Origin of the sequence: Yersinia sp. 2542 StPb PI, assembly GCF_048593855.1 — a bacterium.
GTDB lineage: Bacteria > Pseudomonadota > Gammaproteobacteria > Enterobacterales > Enterobacteriaceae > Yersinia > Yersinia enterocolitica_E.
The window spans coordinates 24,362-41,752 of the sequence record NZ_JAZGQA010000001.1; the positions used below are offsets into that span (position 1 = coordinate 24,362).

The window sequence follows — 17,391 nt, forward strand, 5'->3', positions numbered from 1 at the left end:
TTTTATAGAACAAAGAGATACGTTTGGAGACGCGGATGAAAAAGTTTTTAATTGCCCCATCTATTCTGTCAGCCGATTTTGCCCGTTTGGGGGAAGATACCGCCAAGGTGCTCGCGGCCGGGGCTGATGTTGTGCATTTTGATGTGATGGACAATCATTACGTTCCTAATCTGACCATCGGGCCGATGGTGTGTCAGGCACTGCGTGACTATGGTATTACCGCGCCGATTGATGTGCATCTGATGGTAAAACCGGTTGACCGTATCGTCCCGGATTTTGCCAAAGCGGGTGCCACGTATATTTCATTCCATCCCGAAGCCTCTGAACACGTCGACCGCACCTTACAACTGATCAAAGAGAATGGCTGCAAGGCGGGCTTGGTGTTTAACCCTGCTACGCCGCTGAGTTACCTTGATTATGTAATGGATAAGCTGGATGTCATCTTGTTGATGTCAGTTAACCCCGGTTTCGGCGGGCAGTCATTTATTCCTGAAACACTGAATAAGTTACGTCAGGTACGTAAATTGATTGATGCCAGTGGCTATGACATTCGCCTGGAAGTGGATGGCGGGGTGAAAGTCGACAATATTCGCCAGATTGCGGCGGCTGGTGCTGATATGTTTGTAGCGGGTTCAGCTATTTTCAGCCAACCGGATTATGCTGCGGTGATTGATGCTATGCGCAGTGAGCTGGCGATGTCTGCTCATGACTAAATTCGATGCTATCCGTGGTGTGGCGTTCGATCTGGACGGTACATTGGTTGATAGTGCGCCGGGTCTTGCCAGTGCCATTGATATGGCGTTACAGCATCAGGGTTTACCGGTTGCCGGTAATGCATTGGTGTCCACCTGGATTGGCAATGGCGCTGATATTTTGGTTGAGCGGGCGCTACGCTGGGCAGGTCATGAGCCGGATGCTCAGTCAGTGGTACATACCCGTGAGCTGTTTGATCACTATTATGCCAAAACGGTTGAACAGGGGAGCCAGCTATTCCCGCAAGTGAAAGCTACGCTGGCTCAACTGGCAGCCCATGGTTTGCCGATGGGGCTGATTACCAATAAGCCGACGCCGTTTGTTGCTCCTTTGCTGGCATCACTGGGTATCGCAGATTATTTCTCAGTAATTATTGGTGGCGACGATGTGGTAGTGAAAAAACCGCATCCGGCCCCGCTCTATTTACTGTTAGCTAAACTTGGCCTTCGCGCCAGCGAAATGCTGTTTGTCGGCGATTCGCGTAATGACATTATGGCTGCGCAGGCCGCGGGTTGCCCTTGTATTGGGCTGACCTATGGATATAACTACGGCGAAGCTATTGCCACCAGTCACCCCGATTGCGTGCTGGAGCATTTTGCCGATCTGTTGCCCGCCATCGGGCTGTCGTCTTTAAAAGATCAGGAAGTATAAAATGAGTAAACCCACTGAGTTAACCACTGTATCCAGTAACCCAATCAAGCCTATCGTATTTAGCGGTGCGCAACCGTCCGGCGAATTGACCATTGGCAATTACATGGGTGCGCTGCGTCAGTGGGTACAGATGCAGGATGATTATGAGTGCATTTATTGCATCGTTGACCTGCATGCCATTACTGCTCGTCAAGATCCGGCGCAGTTACGCAAAAGAACCTTAGATACGTTGGCGCTGTATCTGGCTTGCGGTATCGATCCGAAAAAGAGTACGATTTTCGTTCAGTCCCATGTGCCTGAGCACTCTCAGCTAAGCTGGGCGTTGAACTGCTATACCTATTTTGGTGAGCTGAGTCGTATGACCCAGTTCAAAGATAAGTCAGCCCGTTATGCTGAAAACATTAATGCCGGTTTGTTTGATTATCCTGTATTGATGGCGGCGGATATTTTGCTCTATCAAACTAATCAGGTGCCGGTCGGTGAAGACCAGAAGCAACATCTGGAGCTGAGCCGCGATATCGCTGGTCGATTCAATGCGTTGTACGGTGATATTTTCAAAATTCCTGAACCGTTTATTCCGAAAGCCGGTGCGCGGGTAATGTCTTTGCTAGACCCGACCAAAAAGATGTCTAAATCTGATGACAACCGCAATAACGTCATTGAACTGCTGGAAGATCCGAAATCGGTGGTTAAAAAGATTAAGCGCGCGGTGACGGACTCTGACGAGCCAGCAGTTATCCGTTATGACGTAGAAAAGAAAGCCGGTGTTTCTAACTTGCTGGATATCTTGTCAGGTGTGACCGGTCAGTCAGTTCCTGAGCTGGAAGCACAGTTTGAAGGCCAGATGTATGGTCATTTGAAAGGTGCCGTGGCGGATGCCGTCTCTGGCATGCTGACAGAGCTACAGGCGCGTTATCACACTTATCGTGAAGACGAGGCTTTCTTGCAGGAAGTGATGCGTGAAGGGGCTGCCAAGGCGCGTGCTCGCGCGCAACAGACATTAGCTAAAGTGTACGACGCTATCGGTTTTGTCGCCCATCCGTAAGTGAGCCGAGTCAACAATAAGAGAAGGCGTTCCCTTCTCTTATTGGCGGGTTATTTGTCCACCAAACCCTTAAGGTGGGAGCTGAGAAATAAGTCAGCAACGCTATAATATGCAATACGCTGTTTTAGTTGTATCTATGTGTGTTTTTGTGAGTGTCGCCCTGTGGCATTGACGACACTCATAAATGCTTTGATTCCAGGGTCAACGTCTGGTGACAACATTCTCATAATTGATTTGGAATTACGGCCTACATCTTCGGAGATTGCCGGATAACCACACGTCGCCTTAATCAGCGTTCTTAGCATTCCTTTGGCGACTTCTATTTCGCCCTCAAGAATACGCTGGCGAACTTCCGCTAAAATATCCTGACTTGCTGCTGGGTCATCATGGAGCAAATCAGCCCACATTTTATTACTGTCTGTTGCTGGCATAATTAAACCCTTCTTTTTAAATAATCAGCACGGTAACGTTGCGCCTTTTCTAAGTCACTGTTTTGCATATCTTTGAAACCGGCGCACAATAAGATGATGATCTCGTCGCCTTCTTTCATTAAATAGATTCGTAAACCTGCTCCCCAATTAATCCGATATTCCCCGATACCAGGTCGACCAGATAACCATTTTACTGAGGATAAATTATCGAGCTTTAAACGTTCTTCTACAGCTAACACTTTACTGATTGCCGAACGGTTTTTAGATAACCATTTTTGCAGTGGTATCACGCCGTCTGATGTAGTGTAGTATTTTATCTGCATGACTTCACGGTAACTAATTCGTTACCATGTGTCAATCTCTCCGGTGGGCAGTAAAAGTCCGCTATCCCTCCTTTCTAACCCACCTTTTCTACCTGTTTCGCTGTTTTGCTGTGATCAGTACTGGAGAACCAATTCAGTTTTTCACGTAAACGGACCACGCTACCGACGATGATCAGGCTAGGGCTGTTGACCTGCTGGGACAGTAATCCCAATTGGCTCAGTTCGCCGCTGACTACACGCTGATGCCGCGAGGTGCCATTTTCCACCAATGCCACAGACGTGGTAGCCGGCATCCCATGTTGAATCAGGTGCTGCTGAATTTCTCCCGCCTGGGATAACCCCATATAGAACACCAGTGTTTGTTTCTCTGCCGCCAGATTGGCCCAATCTAATTGAGCGTCTTTTTTGGCATGACCGGTAATCAAACGCACACTTTGTGCATGGTCACGGTGAGTCAGGGGTATCCCGCTATAGGCGGAGCAGCCGGAAGCTGCGGTAATTCCCGGCACTACCGAGAACGGAATCCCCGCTTCTGCCAGTGTTTCCAACTCTTCGCCGCCACGGCCAAAAATAAACGGGTCACCGCCTTTCAAGCGTACCACTCGTTTACCCTGCTGTGCCTGTTGCAATAGGAGCTGATTGATACTTTCTTGCGGAACGCAATGGTAGCCGGACTCTTTTCCGACAAAAATCCGCTCGGCATCGCGCCGTACCAGATTCATCACCTCATCAGACACCAGCCGGTCATACACCACCACGTCTGCTTGTTGGATCTGCTGTAACCCTTTTAACGTCAGCAAACCGGCATCTCCCGGCCCGGCACCCACCAGAACCACCTCACCGCGATCACTCAACGGCGCATTGAACAGATGCTCAATATGTTGTTCGATTTGTCGCTGATCGTCGTTAGCCAATGATTGCGCCAGGCGGTCGTGAGTAAGCAGTTTTTCCCAAAAGCGGCGGCGATCGGCCATCGCGGTAAAATGTTGCTTCACCCGCTGGCGTAAATTGCCCGCCAATTGTGCCAGTTGCCCCAAATGCTGTGGCAACATTGCCTCGAGTTTTTCGCGCAGCAAGCGCGCCAATACAGGGGCTTTACCGCCGGAAGATATCGCTATCATAATCGGCGAGCGGTCAATGATGGACGGCATGATAAAGCTGGTGCGTTTCGGGTCATCCACCACATTACAGAACACCCGCTGTAGGTTGGCACTCTGATAGACCAAGGCATTGACTGCCACCTGATCAGTTGCTGCAATCACCAGCCATTTCTCTGCCAACAAATCCGGTACAAATTCGCCGCAGACTAATGTGAGCAGCCCCTGTTCCGCCCAGTGGTGAAACTGTGGCGTAAATTCACAGGCATTGACGGTAATTACTGCACCCGCATCCAGCAGCAAGCGAGCCTTGCGTTCGGCAACTTCACCACCGCCGACCAACAGGCAGGCTTTATGTTGCAGTTGGCAGAAAATCGGGAAGTAGTCCATCGGCAATCCTTCATTCTAGGGGCGGAAGTGGCTATTGATAAGTTCAGTGATTGAAGGGGCGACCATACCTCGTGGCGCTTCGATGGTTTACACCGAATGGTTCCAACGGCACGTTTCCCCTTAATCAATATTCTCAGTAGGTTACTGTTTCACAGCTTGCGGCGTGTTAATTGCCGCAGGTTGCGGGCGATTTTCCCGTGGTGTGGCATACCAGTAGCCAAGGCCCATAAAGACTGCGCCTGACAAGGTATTACCCAGGGTTACCCACAACAGGTTGTGACCGATGCCACTTAAGGTGTAGGCCTCGCTATGATTGCCAAACCAAGATAGGGCAAACAGTGTCATGTTGGCGACAGAGTGCTCATAGCCTGAGGCAATAAAGGCCAGTAAACACCACCAGATAGCGATAAATTTGGCGGCACCCTCCACACGAATTGCCATCCAGATCGCCAGACAAACCAGCCAGTTACATAATACACCTTTGAAGAATAAGGTCATAGCTGGCGCAGAGGTTTTTGCTAATGCAGCAGTGTGTACCAGGCTGGTATCTACCGACAGCAGGTTACCGCCACCGTAGTAATAGAGCAGAGCCACAAAAACGGAACCCAGTAGATTTCCCAGCCAGGTTTGTGGCAATACTGCCCACATCTGGCTGGATTTGATGGTGCCGGCCTTCACACCGAAAGTCAGGAACATGGTGTGTCCGGTGAACAACTCGGAACCCGCAATAATGACCAAAGTCAGTGCCAGGCCGAAGGTGGCTCCCATTACCAGTGGGCGGTAAGCAGGATCGATCAGGTTACCCAGTGTGAAAATCAGAATAATGCCAAGGCCGACGTAGGCACCAGCCATTGCTGAGCCAATCCAGAAACCCAGCGGACTTTCTTTTGATAACTTGACGATGCGCGCCGCGTTGGCGGCGCATTTGTTGATCGTATCTGTATACATACTCATACCTGTGATCAAGAGTTATTTTATGGTTATCTGGCACTGACCGGATAACTGTTATTTATCACGCTTTGACTTGCACCATGCCGTCGCGAACTCGCACGTCATAATGGGCAACTGAGCGACTTTCATCTTCCAGACAGAAACCATCATGCAGGCGGAAGTGTTGCTTTTTCAGCGGACTGGCCACCCATAGATCACCTTGATGTTCAGCAATCAACCCGCGCGACAGCACACTGGCTTGCGCGAAGGGATCGATATTGCTAATGGCAAAGAGTTGTTCGTCAGCGTAAGGGCGGAAAACCGCGACATGCTGCTCACCGATCAGGCCGCATACGCCGCTACCGGGTAAAATATCGGTTAATGGACAAAGTGGAATCCACTGGCTCATACGTTATCCTCCAATTCCAACACCCGGACTGGGATACGCTCATCTGGGCGCGCTGGGCGATGTTGTTCACGTTCAGGTACTACTTGTACATTCGGGTCGCGTAGCGGGCTGTTAATGAAGTGGGCAAAACGAACCTGTGCCGCAGGGTTCTCAACCGTCACTTTCCATTCACAGGTCACTTTGTCGCGTAGGCGGGCAATATCGGCTTCCAACTGGTCGTTAATAGCTAACTTGTCGTCGAGGATCACGGCGCGCAGATAATTAATGCCGCCTTCCAGACCTTCCAGCCAGACGGAGGTGCGTTGCAGCTTATCGGCGGTGCGGATGTAAAACATCATGAAACGGTCGAGGTAGCGCATCAGGGTTTCTTCATCCAGATCCGCTGCCAGCAGGTCAGCATGACGTGGCTTCATACCGCCGTTACCACAGACATACAGGTTCCAACCATTTTCGGTGGCGATAATTCCGACATCTTTACCCTGAGCTTCCGAACATTCACGGGTACAGCCGGAGACCCCAAACTTCATTTTATGCGGTGTGCGAATGCCTTTGTAACGATGCTCCAGCGCCACACCAAAGCCGACGCTGTCGCCGACACCAAAGCGGCACCAGGTACTGCCAACGCAGGTTTTTGCCATACGTAGGGCTTTGGCATAGGCGTGTCCGGTTTCAAAACCGGCTTCAATGAGTTGCGCCCAGATAGCGGGCAGGTCATCTTTTTGCGCGCCAAACATCCCCACCCGCTGAGAGCCGGTCAGTTTGGTATACAAATTATAGTGTTTGGCGATACGGCCAATGGCTAACAGGCCATCCGGTGTGATTTCCCCGCCCGGTGAGCGAGGGATAACCGAATAGGTACCATCTTTCTGAATATTGCCGAGGAAGTTGTCATTGGTATCCTGCAACGGCGTGTGTTGCGGCTCTAAGATATACTCATTCCAGCACGATGCCAGCAGTGACCCTACGGTTGGCTTACATACTTCACAACCGTAACCTTTACCGTATTTCTCCAGCAAAGCATCGAAGGACTTAATCCCTTCAACCCGAATCAGGTGATATAACTCTTGGCGCGAATAGGCAAAGTGTTCACACAAATGATGGTTAACCTCAATGCCTTGCTTACTCAGTTCGGCATTCAGCACCTGGGTGACCAGCGGAATGCAACCGCCACAACCGGTACCGGCTTTAGTGGCAGATTTCAGTGCGGCAACGGTGTGGCAACCCTGGCCGATAGCCTGAATTATGTCGCCTTTAGTCACATCAAAACAGGAACAGATTTGCGCGCTGTCCGGTAGCGAGTCCACGCCCATTGCCGGTTTGCTGCCCGCATGGGCTGGTAGGATCAGACTGTCCGGGTTTTCTGGTAATTCGATGTTGTTCAGTGCCAGTTGCAGCAAGTTGCCATAATCGGTGGTATCACCCACCAGCACCGCCCCTAACAGGGTTTTGTTATCTGCGCTAACCACCAGACGTTTATAAATTTCTTTATTTTCATCCAGATAAACGTAGCTACGAGCACCCTCAGTGCGGCCATGAGCATCACCAATCCCACCGACATCCACGCCCAGTAGTTTCAGTTTGGCGCTCATGTCAGCACCGTGGAAGGCGTTTTCGCGGCCAAGTAGATGGTCTGCGGTGACCTGCGCCATTTTATAGCCCGGCGCGACCAATCCAAAGGTGCGCTCTTGCCATGAGGCACATTCGCCAATGGCGTACACATCAGGGTCGGAGGTTTGGCAATAATCATTGATAGCAATACCGCCACGGCGCGCGGTGGCTAAACCGCATTGGTGTGCCAGTTTGTCTTGTGGGCGGATACCGGTGGAGAAGACGATAAAATCTACTTCTAACTGGCTACCATCGGCAAACAGCATGGTTTTGCGGCTGTTTTGGCCTGAATGAATAATTTCTTGGGTATTTTTACCTGTATGGACTCTGACCCCCATACGCTCAATCTTCTGGCGCAACTGGTCGCCACCCATAGGATCAAGCTGTTCGGCCATTAATACCGGTGCAAACTCAATGACATGGGTTTCAACGCCAAGGCTTTTTAGGGCACCAGCGGCTTCCAACCCTAACAGCCCGCCGCCGATAACCGCACCACGTTTGCTACGGCGAGTACAAGACTCAATCGCATTCAGATCTTCAATGGTGCGATAGACAAAGCAATCTTGCCCTTCACTGCCTTTAATCGGCGGGATCCACGGGTAAGAACCGGTCGCCATAATCAGCTTGTCGTAATACAGCGTACGGCCACTGTTGGAATGGATCACTTTCTCGGTGCGATTAATAGTGATGGCACGTTCGCCAACCAGCACTTTTACACCGTGCTTTTCATAAAAGCCTTCACGAACCAGTGATAACTCTTCCGCAGTGTGGTGGGAGAAGTAAGAAGAAAGATGTACCCGGTCATAAGCGATGCGCGGTTCTTCGCAAAATACGGTTATCTCAAATTGGTCTTTATCTGCTTTATCTAATAAGTCTTCGATAAAGCGGTGGCCGACCATACCGTTGCCGATGATGGCAAGTTTGACTTTGCTCATTTTTGCCTCAATTTTTAATTTTCTACGCTTACAGTAATCCTCCCCACACCGCACTTCTTGATGTAAATCAATTTGCTTTCCATATACCTCTAAGGTGGTAGATGGATGATTTTTAACGATTTTTGATAAGTTGCGGATTTCATTCATCTTTAGCTGAAAGGTTTCAGTTTTAGATTTTAAATGACTGAAAAGAAAATCGGGCAGCATACTGTTGGTCGGGTAAGCTAAAGCAAATAGCTTTTGGTTATGACCAGAATATAAAAGGGATCATGGAGGCATCGATGACAACACAATCCTTACCAAATCACTTACTCACCACTATCAATAATGTGCGGCTTGCCGGGCAAGCGGGCTTTTGGCAGATAACTATCGCGGAGGGCAAAATCAGTGCTATTAGCCCGCAGCCGGAACAGCAGACGGTTGGCGCCGGGGTGCTGGATGCGCAAGGTGGGTTGGCATTGCCGCCTTTTATTGAGCCACATATCCATCTGGATACCACCCAAACGGCCGGGCAACCGAGCTGGAATCAGTCAGGTACTCTGTTTGAGGGGATTGAGCGCTGGGCAGAGCGCAAAGCCTTGCTCACGCGCGAGGATGTTAAACAGCGGGCATGGCAGACGTTGAAGTGGCAAATCGCCAATGGTATTCAGCATGTCCGTATCCATGTGGATGTTTCCGATCCTAGTCTGACGGCACTCAGTGCGATGTTAGAGGTAAAAGAAGAAGTCAGCCCATGGGTGGATATGCAGATTGTCGCTTTCCCACAAGAGGGGATTCTCTCTTATCCCGACGGTGCCGCGCTGTTAGAAGAGGCGCTGCGACTGGGAGCTGATGTAGTAGGGGCCATCCCACATTTTGAATTCACTCGCGAATATGGCGTTGAATCTCTGCATATCGCCTTCGCCTTGGCACAGAAATATCAGCGGCTGGTAGATGTGCATTGTGATGAAATTGATGATGAGCAGTCACGTTTTGTTGAAACAGTGGCGGCCTTGGCGCACCGGGAAAATATGGGGGCGCGCGTTACCGCCAGCCACACCACAGCAATGCACTCCTATAATGGGGCTTATGCTTCCCGGCTATTTCGTCTGTTGAAAATGTCCGGTATCAACTTTGTCGCCAATCCATTAGTGAATATTCATTTGCAAGGGCGTTTTGATACTTATCCGAAACGACGTGGTATTACGCGGGTTAAAGAGATGCTGGCGGCAGAAATTAATGTCTGCTTCGGCCATGACGATGTATTCGACCCGTGGTACCCGCTAGGCACTGCCAATATGCTGCAAGTCCTGCATATGGGGCTACATATTTGTCAGTTGATGGGGTATAGCCAAATTAACGATGGGTTGAATCTGATAACCACCCACAGCGCCAGAACAATGCATTTATCTGATTATGGCTTGCAGCCAGGTAATAGCGCTAACCTGATTATTCTGCCCGCAGAAAATGGGTTCGATGCCGTGCGGCGACAGGTGCCAGTGCACTATTCCATTCGTCATGGGATGGTGATTGCCAAGACCCAGCCAGCCGAAAGCCGCATATATCTGGGGCAGGAAGAGGTAGTGAATTTTAAATAGGCGCTGCCCTGCAACCGTGATGGCGGCAGGGCAGTAAAACCGATAAATCAGTCAGTCACATGGCCGTGGCTGCGGTGTTTGGTGAAGAAGCCCAGAATCAGACACATCACAAACACTGCCAGGTACAGGCCGTTTGCTGTTGCCAGCGCGGCATGAACACCACTGTTGGCGACAATCGGGCCAGTCACCACGAAGGTCAGCATGGTACCGACAGTACCGCAGGTCAGGATGAAGTTAACCAATTTTGGCGAAGAGACTTTGGTTTGCAATGAACCCAGAGTAATCAGTGTGGTGTAAATTGCACTGGAAACAAAACCCAACGCCAGAATGTAGTAGCTCAGGTATTGTGGGTTATCGGTGCTGACAAACAGATACATCGCCAGTGTTGCCAGTGCCGCCAGTACAGTTACGATGCGTTGTAGGTCAAAGAAGCGCAGGATAAAGCTGAACACCCACATCCCAATCATATAAGAGATCCAGAAGTTACTGACCAGTTGGCCAGCCTGACTGATATCCATATTGAAAGTTTTGGTGGCGTATTCCGGTACCCACTGGATAAAACCAAGTTGGCCAAGGATATAGCACAATGCGGCAATCGACAGGAACAGCACGCCAACTCCCCATTTCTCTTTCGCAACCGGTTTGCTTTGATCAGCGGCTTTGTGGCCCAGAACTGGGAAATCAGAGCACAGTGTTAGCACAAAAATACCGACATACAGCAGGCCGATACAAGCGTACACCCAGTACCATTCGATATGGCGTGCCAGCAGCATTGCGGCGGCGACAGGGAAAATCATCCCCGCCATACTGAAGAACGAATCGGTAAACAGCAGGCGTGAACCGCGCTGACGCCCCTCGTACATATGGGTTATCAGGAAAGTACCAATCGACATGGTTATCCCGCTGACCACCCCGAGGATGAACATGCTGATTGAGAAGACCATTAGATTATGGCCAACCATCAATCCGGCGATAGCAATCAACATCAGAATAAAGCCAAATACCAACTGGCGTTTTAATGGAATGATTTCCATTAACCAGGCATTGAGGAAGATGGAGATTAAAATACCCGCGTTAAGGAAAGTAAATGTGTTACTCATACTGGCAATAGGCAGATTGAAATACTCTGCGATATTCCCCATCACCATCCCGGTGACAATAACTAACGCACCAGTAAGGGCGTAAGAGAAGTAACTGATCCAAGTGAGCCGAATGCGATTGCTGTTATTCATAAATAGGCCTGTGCGTCAGTATCAAATAAATAAAGAGTTAAAGACAGATAATGGCTAAAAACGGACATAGGGCTAAAAGGAGGTCAAACCGGTTTTCAGCACTAAGGCGGCGGATCCTAGCACAGGCATAGTGAGTTTTTGTGATTTACATTCAACTTTTAATGTAATGACTGAAAAGCAATTGCGAATAATAGTGAGCCGTCACAGATTACGCTGCGGCCTCAAATGATAAAGATTCTTAATTCTATTAAAGTGTGGGTCGTGTTAAGGTTGCTTCAGGTATGATTTGCCCCGCTTGTAGATCAGTAAAAACTCATATACCGGTCGCCCTTCAAGATACAGGGGGGTTGGCAGCCCTTGCTCACCCCAGTCACTTAGTTATCTAAGCTCCAGGGGATCTGCTCGGTTGCCGTCTACCTGCATCTCAAAGTAACTTGGGTATAAAACTATTAATAAAACAGATAATTAATCCGCCTTACTTTCTTTTTTTCATCGATATAAAGGAATTTATCGTGATGAGAAGCGTGAATACCGATGTAACACCAACGGCGATAGGCTGCCGTTGAGCCAAATTCTTTATCAAAGAAGGCGCTTTTCTGCCTGGTTGGGGATAGCGGCGATCCTGATGCTATTTATCGCTCCGGTGGTTTCAGTCTCACTGGCGCTTTCGTATGAGCAAAAAACCATCTCAACGATGAGTGTGAGTGCTGCTAAGGCCAATTGTGCTATGGATATGGCGCATCACGCTGACCCTCAACAGAGCCAGACAACGGCCCAACATAGCAATACCGCGCAGGCCGGAGGCGGTCATGATGGCATGATGATGGATCATGCAGCTTGTGGCTATTGCGTATTACTGACTCATTTGCCCCTACTGAATACAGCTTTCAAAGCGGATTTTCGCTCTGCACTACTGTTAGCCGAGATCCCTGCGCCGTTATTTATCTATTGGTTAATTATTCAAGATACCTATTCAGAGAGCCAACCACGCGCACCACCTGCCTTTTATTCCTGATAATCCGATAAAAAATAAAAACCATTTTTCTGGTGTGGATAAATACTCACCGGAGTGATTTGTATTGCCCAAGGAATAATTATGTCTGGCAAGAGTAAAACCTATAAAAAAACATTATTAGCATGCGCAGTAACCGCTGCTTTTTCGGTATTTGCCTTAAATACCGTTGCCGCTACGCATGATCATCTGATGACTCATGATCCGGTGGCGAATAACACCATCAACGATAGCAGTGAGAAAAAACTCAATGATGCTGATGTCATAACTGTTAGCGCGCCTCTTCATTCGCCGCTGGTTATCGTGACCTCGCCTAAAGCGCCGCGCCAACCTGTTCCCGCCAGTGATGGAGCGGACTATCTGAAAACTATCCCCGGTTTCTCGCAAATCCGTAATGGGGGTACCAATGGGGATGTGGTGTTCCGTGGCATGTTTGGTTCACGGATAAAAATTCTGACAGATGGTGGGGAAACACTGGGGGCCTGCCCATCAAGGATGGACGCGCCCACATCCTATATTTCACCAGAGAGTTTTGACCTGCTGACCGTCGTGAAGGGGCCACAATCAGTGTTGTGGGGAGCTGGTGCTTCCGCCGGTACTATTTTGTTTGAGCGGCAACCCCCTCACTTTGACCAGGCGGGCATCAAAGGGAATGCCAGTCTATTGGTGGGCTCTAATGGTCGCTGGGATAAAAATCTCGATACCAGTTTAGGTAACGAGCAAGGCTATTTGCGCATGATGGGCAATCAGTCTCAGGCTGGTGATTACAAAGATGGCAATGGTACGCGGGTGCCCTCGAAATGGGATAAATGGAATGCCGATATTGCCTTGGGCTGGACACCAGACAGCGATACGTTGCTCGAGCTAACGGCGGGTAAAGGTGACGGTGAAGCAAGGTATGCCGGGCGCGGTATGGACGGTTCCCAGTTCTTGCGCGAGAGTCTGGGCGCACGCTTTGAAAAAACAAATATCGGTGAAGTGTTGGACAAAATTGAAGCCAAAGTCTACTACAATTATGCCAATCACATTATGGATAACAATACCTTACGCACACCACCGATGATGGCGATGTCCAGTAATGTAGACCGGCGCACGATGGGGGGCCGGGTCATGGGCACTTGGTTGTGGCGGGATCTGAAATTGGAGGCGGGTACTGATTTGCAAACCAATACGCACCGTAAAAATAAACAAGGCCATTGGGATAAAGATGCTCGCTTTACCAGCAACGGCTTGTTTAGCGAACTGACCTGGAGTGCCAGCGATCAGGATAAACTGATTACCGGTGCCCGCATTGACCATCATGAAGTCACCAATTATGCCCGTGCTTTTCAACCGACACGCTCTGCAACGCTCCCCGCTGGTTTCATGCGTTTTGAGCATAATCTGGCTGACTTACCCGTGATGTGGTACGCCGGTTTGGGCCATACGCAGCGTTTTCCTGATTATTGGGAGCTATTTTCGCCGACGTTCGGGCCTGTTGGCTCCAGCAGTGCTTTTGAGGGGGTGAAGAGTGAAAAGACCACTCAACTTGATATTGGCGCGCAATACAATGGTAAGCAGCTCAACAGTTGGGTCTCTGCTTATCTTGGGCGGGTCAATGATTTCATTTTGTTCAAGTATGACCCGAACAATCTGCGCATCAGTCAGGCAGATAATATCAACGCAACTATTATGGGCGGTGAGATGGGGGCCGGCTATGCCTTTAACGACAATTGGAAAGCTGACGCCAGCCTGGCTTATGCCTGGGGGGAAAATACCAGTAATCATCGTCCGTTGCCGCAAATCCCTCCCCTTGAAGCACGGTTAGGATTGACGTTTGAAGCAGGGGATTGGAGCAGCACGGCATTATGGCGGTTAGTCAGCAGCCAGCACCGGGTCGCGATTAACGAAGGGAATGTGGTAGGTAAAGACTTTGCTGATAGTGCGGGCTTCGGTGTGCTGTCTGCCAATGTGGCTTACAAGGTTACAAAACAAGTCAAAGTCAGCACTGGTATCGATAATCTACTGAATAAAGCGTACAGCGAGCACCTCAATCTGGCCGGTAATAGTGGATTTGGGTACTCGGCCAATACGTCGTTGAATGAGCCGGGTCGAACTCTTTGGGCAAAGTTGAATGTGACGTTTTAATAGAGCGGCCCTTGGTACTTGAAGCAATAGGGGTGTTAGGCACGCAGTCGCATCACTTACTCATGTGAGTGATGCGGGTGATGAGCCACTGATAAGGTTTATTCTGTGCCAGCAATGCCAATAACATTCGCTATCTTCATGAACGAAAAGAGAGATAAGCAGGAAAGAGCGATAACTTGCCACCGGGGCTGACTAGCGGAGTTGTTTCGGTGGCATAACAGAATCGCGCATAATAATTGTTGGCGGGAAACTGGCACTGGGGAGCTGCGGATTAATCAACAACTGGGTGGCGAATTGCGCCATTCCAACAATCGGGAAATGCAGGCTGGTTAATGCCGGGCTAACAAAAGGAGCGCGTTCGCCACTGTCATAGCAAATCAATGAAATGTCCTGTGGCACCTGCAAATGGTGTTTATTAATAGCCAACAGCGCGCCGATTGCCATTTCTTCGTTACAGCAATAGATAGCGGTTGGTAGGCGAGGCCGCTTTAAGATCTCGTCCGCGCGTTGATAGCCACTTTCCAGATCGTAAACGCCTTCCACACAGGCGGTAGGTTCTAAACCTGCGAGTTGCATGGCATCCAAAAAACCCTGACGGCGTAACACACTGGAATAGCGCTGAGAAGAGCCACTGATACAGGCAATATGACGGTGGCCTGCATCGATAAGTACCTGAGTCGCCATCTGACTCGCACGCCGGTGATCAAAGGTCACACAGCGGGGTTCAAGACCGGGAACCATCCTGTCTAATAACACAAATGACCGGCCTGCCGCTGCAAGTTGTTGCAGTTTCTCGTCACTGAGAAAACGTACATGGAGGATTAAACCGTCGCAGCGTAAGTTATACAGGCGCTGAATTGCTTGCCACTCTTTATCAGCATTATCCCGCCCTTGGGTGACCAATAACTGCTTACCCTGTGATTCTGTTTCGGTTTGTACGAAATCCATCAACGCGCCAAAAAAGCCACCGCGATATGAGGTTGTCACCAACCCCAAGGTATTACTTTGGCTGGAAGCCAGTGCACGTGCGGCAGGGTTTGGGGTGTAACCCAATACCGCGACCGCTTGTTCAACCTTTTCGCGGGTCAGGGTTTTGACATTGGTATCACCGTTGACCACGCGGGAAACCGTAGCGCGGGAAACCCCGGCTAATACCGCGACGTCTTCCAGTGTAACCATTTCATGCTCCTGTTTAGGCTAAAAGTAGCCCTTGGCTATTGAGGCCGCAGGGGGTTAGCGGCGTTCGTGACTCACTCCAGACTGCAGCAATCAGCATTCAAATCTGCCGATTGGTCACCCGAATCGCTTGATTGCGCAAGTTCATCGGGGTTTATGCGGGTTATCTGGCTATAACGCCTATAGCGTTGGGTATAAAGTCAGAACCCGCAACAATAGTTAATTTACCATCACAGTTCTGTGAACTGAGGCAAGTAAGGTTTATTTACCTGTAGAACTTCTTCCAATAGTGGCTGAGCAATGCTGGCGTTAGCAATCAGTGGGTTAGTCACTAACGCCAACAAGGCACTACGACGGTCACCATGAACCGCAGCTTCAATGGTCAGGCGCTCGTAGGCTTTTACTTGCTGGGTCAACCCATGCATAGCAACAGGTAATGGGCCGAAGGTGAGTGGGTGTGCACCTTGTGCATCAACAATACAGTTAGTTTCTACTACTGAGCCGTCAGATAAACCGCGAATTGCACCTCGGTTTGTTGTATTGACAACAAGTTGCGTACCTAAATTATTATGAATGGCACGAATAAGTTCCAGTGCAACTTCAGAATAAAATGATCCGCCACGGAAGCTGAGTTGCTCTGGTTTACTGTCCAGATGCGGATCAGCGTACAGCTCGAACAGCTCTTTTTCTACCTGCATAACTTGTTCCGCACGGGTGCCACGCTCGGCTGCTGCGGCCATCTCTTCTGCCAACATATCCTGAGTCTGATAGAAATAGCGATGATACGGACAAGGAATCGCCCCCATTGCCCGCAGGAACTCTGGCGGCCATGGTGCTTCCTTAATGTTGTTCATGGTTAGTGAGGCCCCGTCACACAACATGTCCAGTACCTCGGCGGTAACATCTTTGCCACGTTGTAACACCTCATGCACCCACACCATATGATTTAGCCCGGCAAAGCGCAGTTGGATATCTTCATAAGGTGCGTGGAGCAAGTTGGCAATCATATGGTGCATGCTGATTGGGACATTACACAAGCCGATGATTTTCGCTTTGCTATAACGTGTCACTGCTTCAGTAACGATACCGGCTGGATTGGTGAAGTTAATGATCCAGGCATCCGGTGCTAATCGCTCAACTCTGGCGGCAATATCAAGCATCACCGGAATGGTACGCAGAGCTTTGGCGAACCCACCAACCCCGGTAGTTTCCTGCCCAAGCAGGTTATATTTCAGCCCTAAACGTTCATCCGCGGCGCGTGCCGGGAGTTGGCCGACACGGAACTGTGTCAGGACAAAACTGGCTCCGGCAATCGCGTCATCCAGTGAGAAGTGAATGCTGACTTTTACATGCTCTAGCCCATGCCGATCCAGCATTCTTCGGGTTAATGCAGCAATGATTTCCACTTTTTGACGGCCCAATTCGACATCAGCCAGTGCCAGTTCAGTGACCGGTAACTGGTCAATACGCTGAATCAGCCCATCAACCAACTCCGGGGTATAGCTACTACCGCCACCGATAATGGCAATTTTAAAGGTTTTCATCATTTGGCTTCCATATAGATTAATTAGAAATGAGAGCGCTCTCATTTGGAGGCAGACTAGCGATTAACCAAAAACAAAATGAGATGTTTCTCTCAAAAATGGCAGATAAGATAAAGGAAAATAAACAAGACGTGATCCCTATAGCAGAATT

At 49.6% G+C, this 17,391-nt stretch carries 15 protein-coding genes; 6 read left to right on the forward strand and 9 right to left on the reverse strand.

The window, feature by feature from the left end; genetic code table 11:
- The first annotated feature begins 35 nt into the window (after positions 1-35).
- From rpe to trpS, 3 genes are read left to right on the forward strand one after another with little or no spacing between them, the layout of a single operon-like run.
- Complete coding sequence (rpe, locus tag V1952_RS00105) at positions 36-713, forward strand: ribulose-phosphate 3-epimerase (protein WP_042568757.1); 678 nt, start codon at positions 36-38, stop codon at positions 711-713.
- Positions 706-1,404, forward strand: a complete 699-nt coding sequence (locus V1952_RS00110; RefSeq protein WP_420071174.1) for a phosphoglycolate phosphatase — start codon at positions 706-708, stop codon at positions 1,402-1,404. The genes rpe and V1952_RS00110 overlap by 8 nt, the downstream gene beginning before the upstream one ends.
- Before the next feature lies 1 nt (position 1,405).
- The gene (trpS, locus tag V1952_RS00115; protein WP_372560327.1) at positions 1,406-2,449 is read left to right on the forward strand and encodes a tryptophan--tRNA ligase; all 1,044 of its coding nucleotides are present in this window, start codon (positions 1,406-1,408) and stop codon (positions 2,447-2,449) included.
- Between the two features lie 134 nt (positions 2,450-2,583).
- Here the strand turns inward: trpS and V1952_RS00120 are convergent, their stop codons facing one another.
- The 6 genes from V1952_RS00120 to nirB all read right to left on the reverse strand — a co-directional run bounded on the left by V1952_RS00120 (position 2,584) and on the right by nirB (position 8,572).
- Positions 2,584-2,880 carry a hypothetical protein gene (locus V1952_RS00120; protein WP_080985852.1) on the reverse strand — a complete coding sequence of 99 codons (297 nt, stop codon included), beginning with the start codon at positions 2,878-2,880 and terminating at the stop codon, positions 2,584-2,586.
- 2 nt (positions 2,881-2,882) lie between these two features.
- Complete coding sequence (locus tag V1952_RS00125) at positions 2,883-3,203, reverse strand: type II toxin-antitoxin system RelE/ParE family toxin (RefSeq protein ID WP_050088654.1); 321 nt, start codon at positions 3,201-3,203, stop codon at positions 2,883-2,885.
- Positions 3,204-3,277: 74 nt separating this feature from the next.
- Positions 3,278-4,690, reverse strand: a complete 1,413-nt coding sequence (cysG, locus tag V1952_RS00130) for a siroheme synthase CysG (protein WP_420074190.1) — start codon at positions 4,688-4,690, stop codon at positions 3,278-3,280.
- Between the two features lie 141 nt (positions 4,691-4,831).
- The gene (gene nirC, locus V1952_RS00135) at positions 4,832-5,638 is read right to left on the reverse strand and encodes a nitrite transporter NirC (protein WP_372560329.1); all 807 of its coding nucleotides are present in this window, start codon (positions 5,636-5,638) and stop codon (positions 4,832-4,834) included.
- Positions 5,639-5,702: 64 nt separating this feature from the next.
- A complete protein-coding gene (gene nirD / locus V1952_RS00140; RefSeq protein ID WP_032906583.1) occupies positions 5,703-6,029 on the reverse strand; it encodes a nitrite reductase small subunit NirD in 327 nt (108 codons plus the stop codon).
- Positions 6,026-8,572 carry a nitrite reductase large subunit NirB gene (gene nirB / locus V1952_RS00145; RefSeq protein WP_420074191.1) on the reverse strand — a complete coding sequence of 849 codons (2,547 nt, stop codon included), beginning with the start codon at positions 8,570-8,572 and terminating at the stop codon, positions 6,026-6,028. Before nirB ends, nirD begins: the two co-directional genes overlap by 4 nt.
- A gap of 281 nt (positions 8,573-8,853) precedes the next feature.
- On the opposite strand from nirB, the gene V1952_RS00150 reads away from it, so the two are divergent.
- On the forward strand, positions 8,854-10,149 hold the full coding sequence (locus V1952_RS00150) for a cytosine deaminase (RefSeq protein WP_420074192.1): 1,296 nt from the start codon (positions 8,854-8,856) through the stop codon (positions 10,147-10,149).
- Between the two features lie 47 nt (positions 10,150-10,196).
- Here V1952_RS00150 and tsgA read toward each other — a convergent pair whose 3' ends face one another.
- Entirely contained in the window at positions 10,197-11,381 is a 1,185-nt protein-coding gene (gene tsgA / locus V1952_RS00155; RefSeq protein ID WP_420071170.1) for an MFS transporter TsgA, read from the reverse strand.
- Positions 11,382-11,943: 562 nt separating this feature from the next.
- Between tsgA and V1952_RS00160 the strand changes: the two genes are divergently transcribed.
- A complete protein-coding gene (locus tag V1952_RS00160; protein ID WP_420074193.1) occupies positions 11,944-12,396 on the forward strand; it encodes a DUF2946 domain-containing protein in 453 nt (150 codons plus the stop codon).
- A 189-nt stretch (positions 12,397-12,585) separates the two neighbouring features.
- The gene (locus tag V1952_RS00165; RefSeq protein WP_372560688.1) at positions 12,586-14,520 is read left to right on the forward strand and encodes a TonB-dependent copper receptor; all 1,935 of its coding nucleotides are present in this window, start codon (positions 12,586-12,588) and stop codon (positions 14,518-14,520) included.
- Between the two features lie 192 nt (positions 14,521-14,712).
- On the opposite strand, the gene V1952_RS00170 is transcribed toward V1952_RS00165, so the two are convergent.
- Positions 14,713-15,699: a LacI family DNA-binding transcriptional regulator gene (locus V1952_RS00170; RefSeq protein WP_372560333.1), complete on the reverse strand. Its 987-nt coding sequence runs from the start codon at positions 15,697-15,699 to the stop codon at positions 14,713-14,715.
- Positions 15,700-15,926: 227 nt separating this feature from the next.
- The gene (locus V1952_RS00175) at positions 15,927-17,240 is read right to left on the reverse strand and encodes a 6-phospho-beta-glucosidase (RefSeq protein WP_083163947.1); all 1,314 of its coding nucleotides are present in this window, start codon (positions 17,238-17,240) and stop codon (positions 15,927-15,929) included.
- Positions 17,241-17,391: the final 151 nt, after the last annotated feature.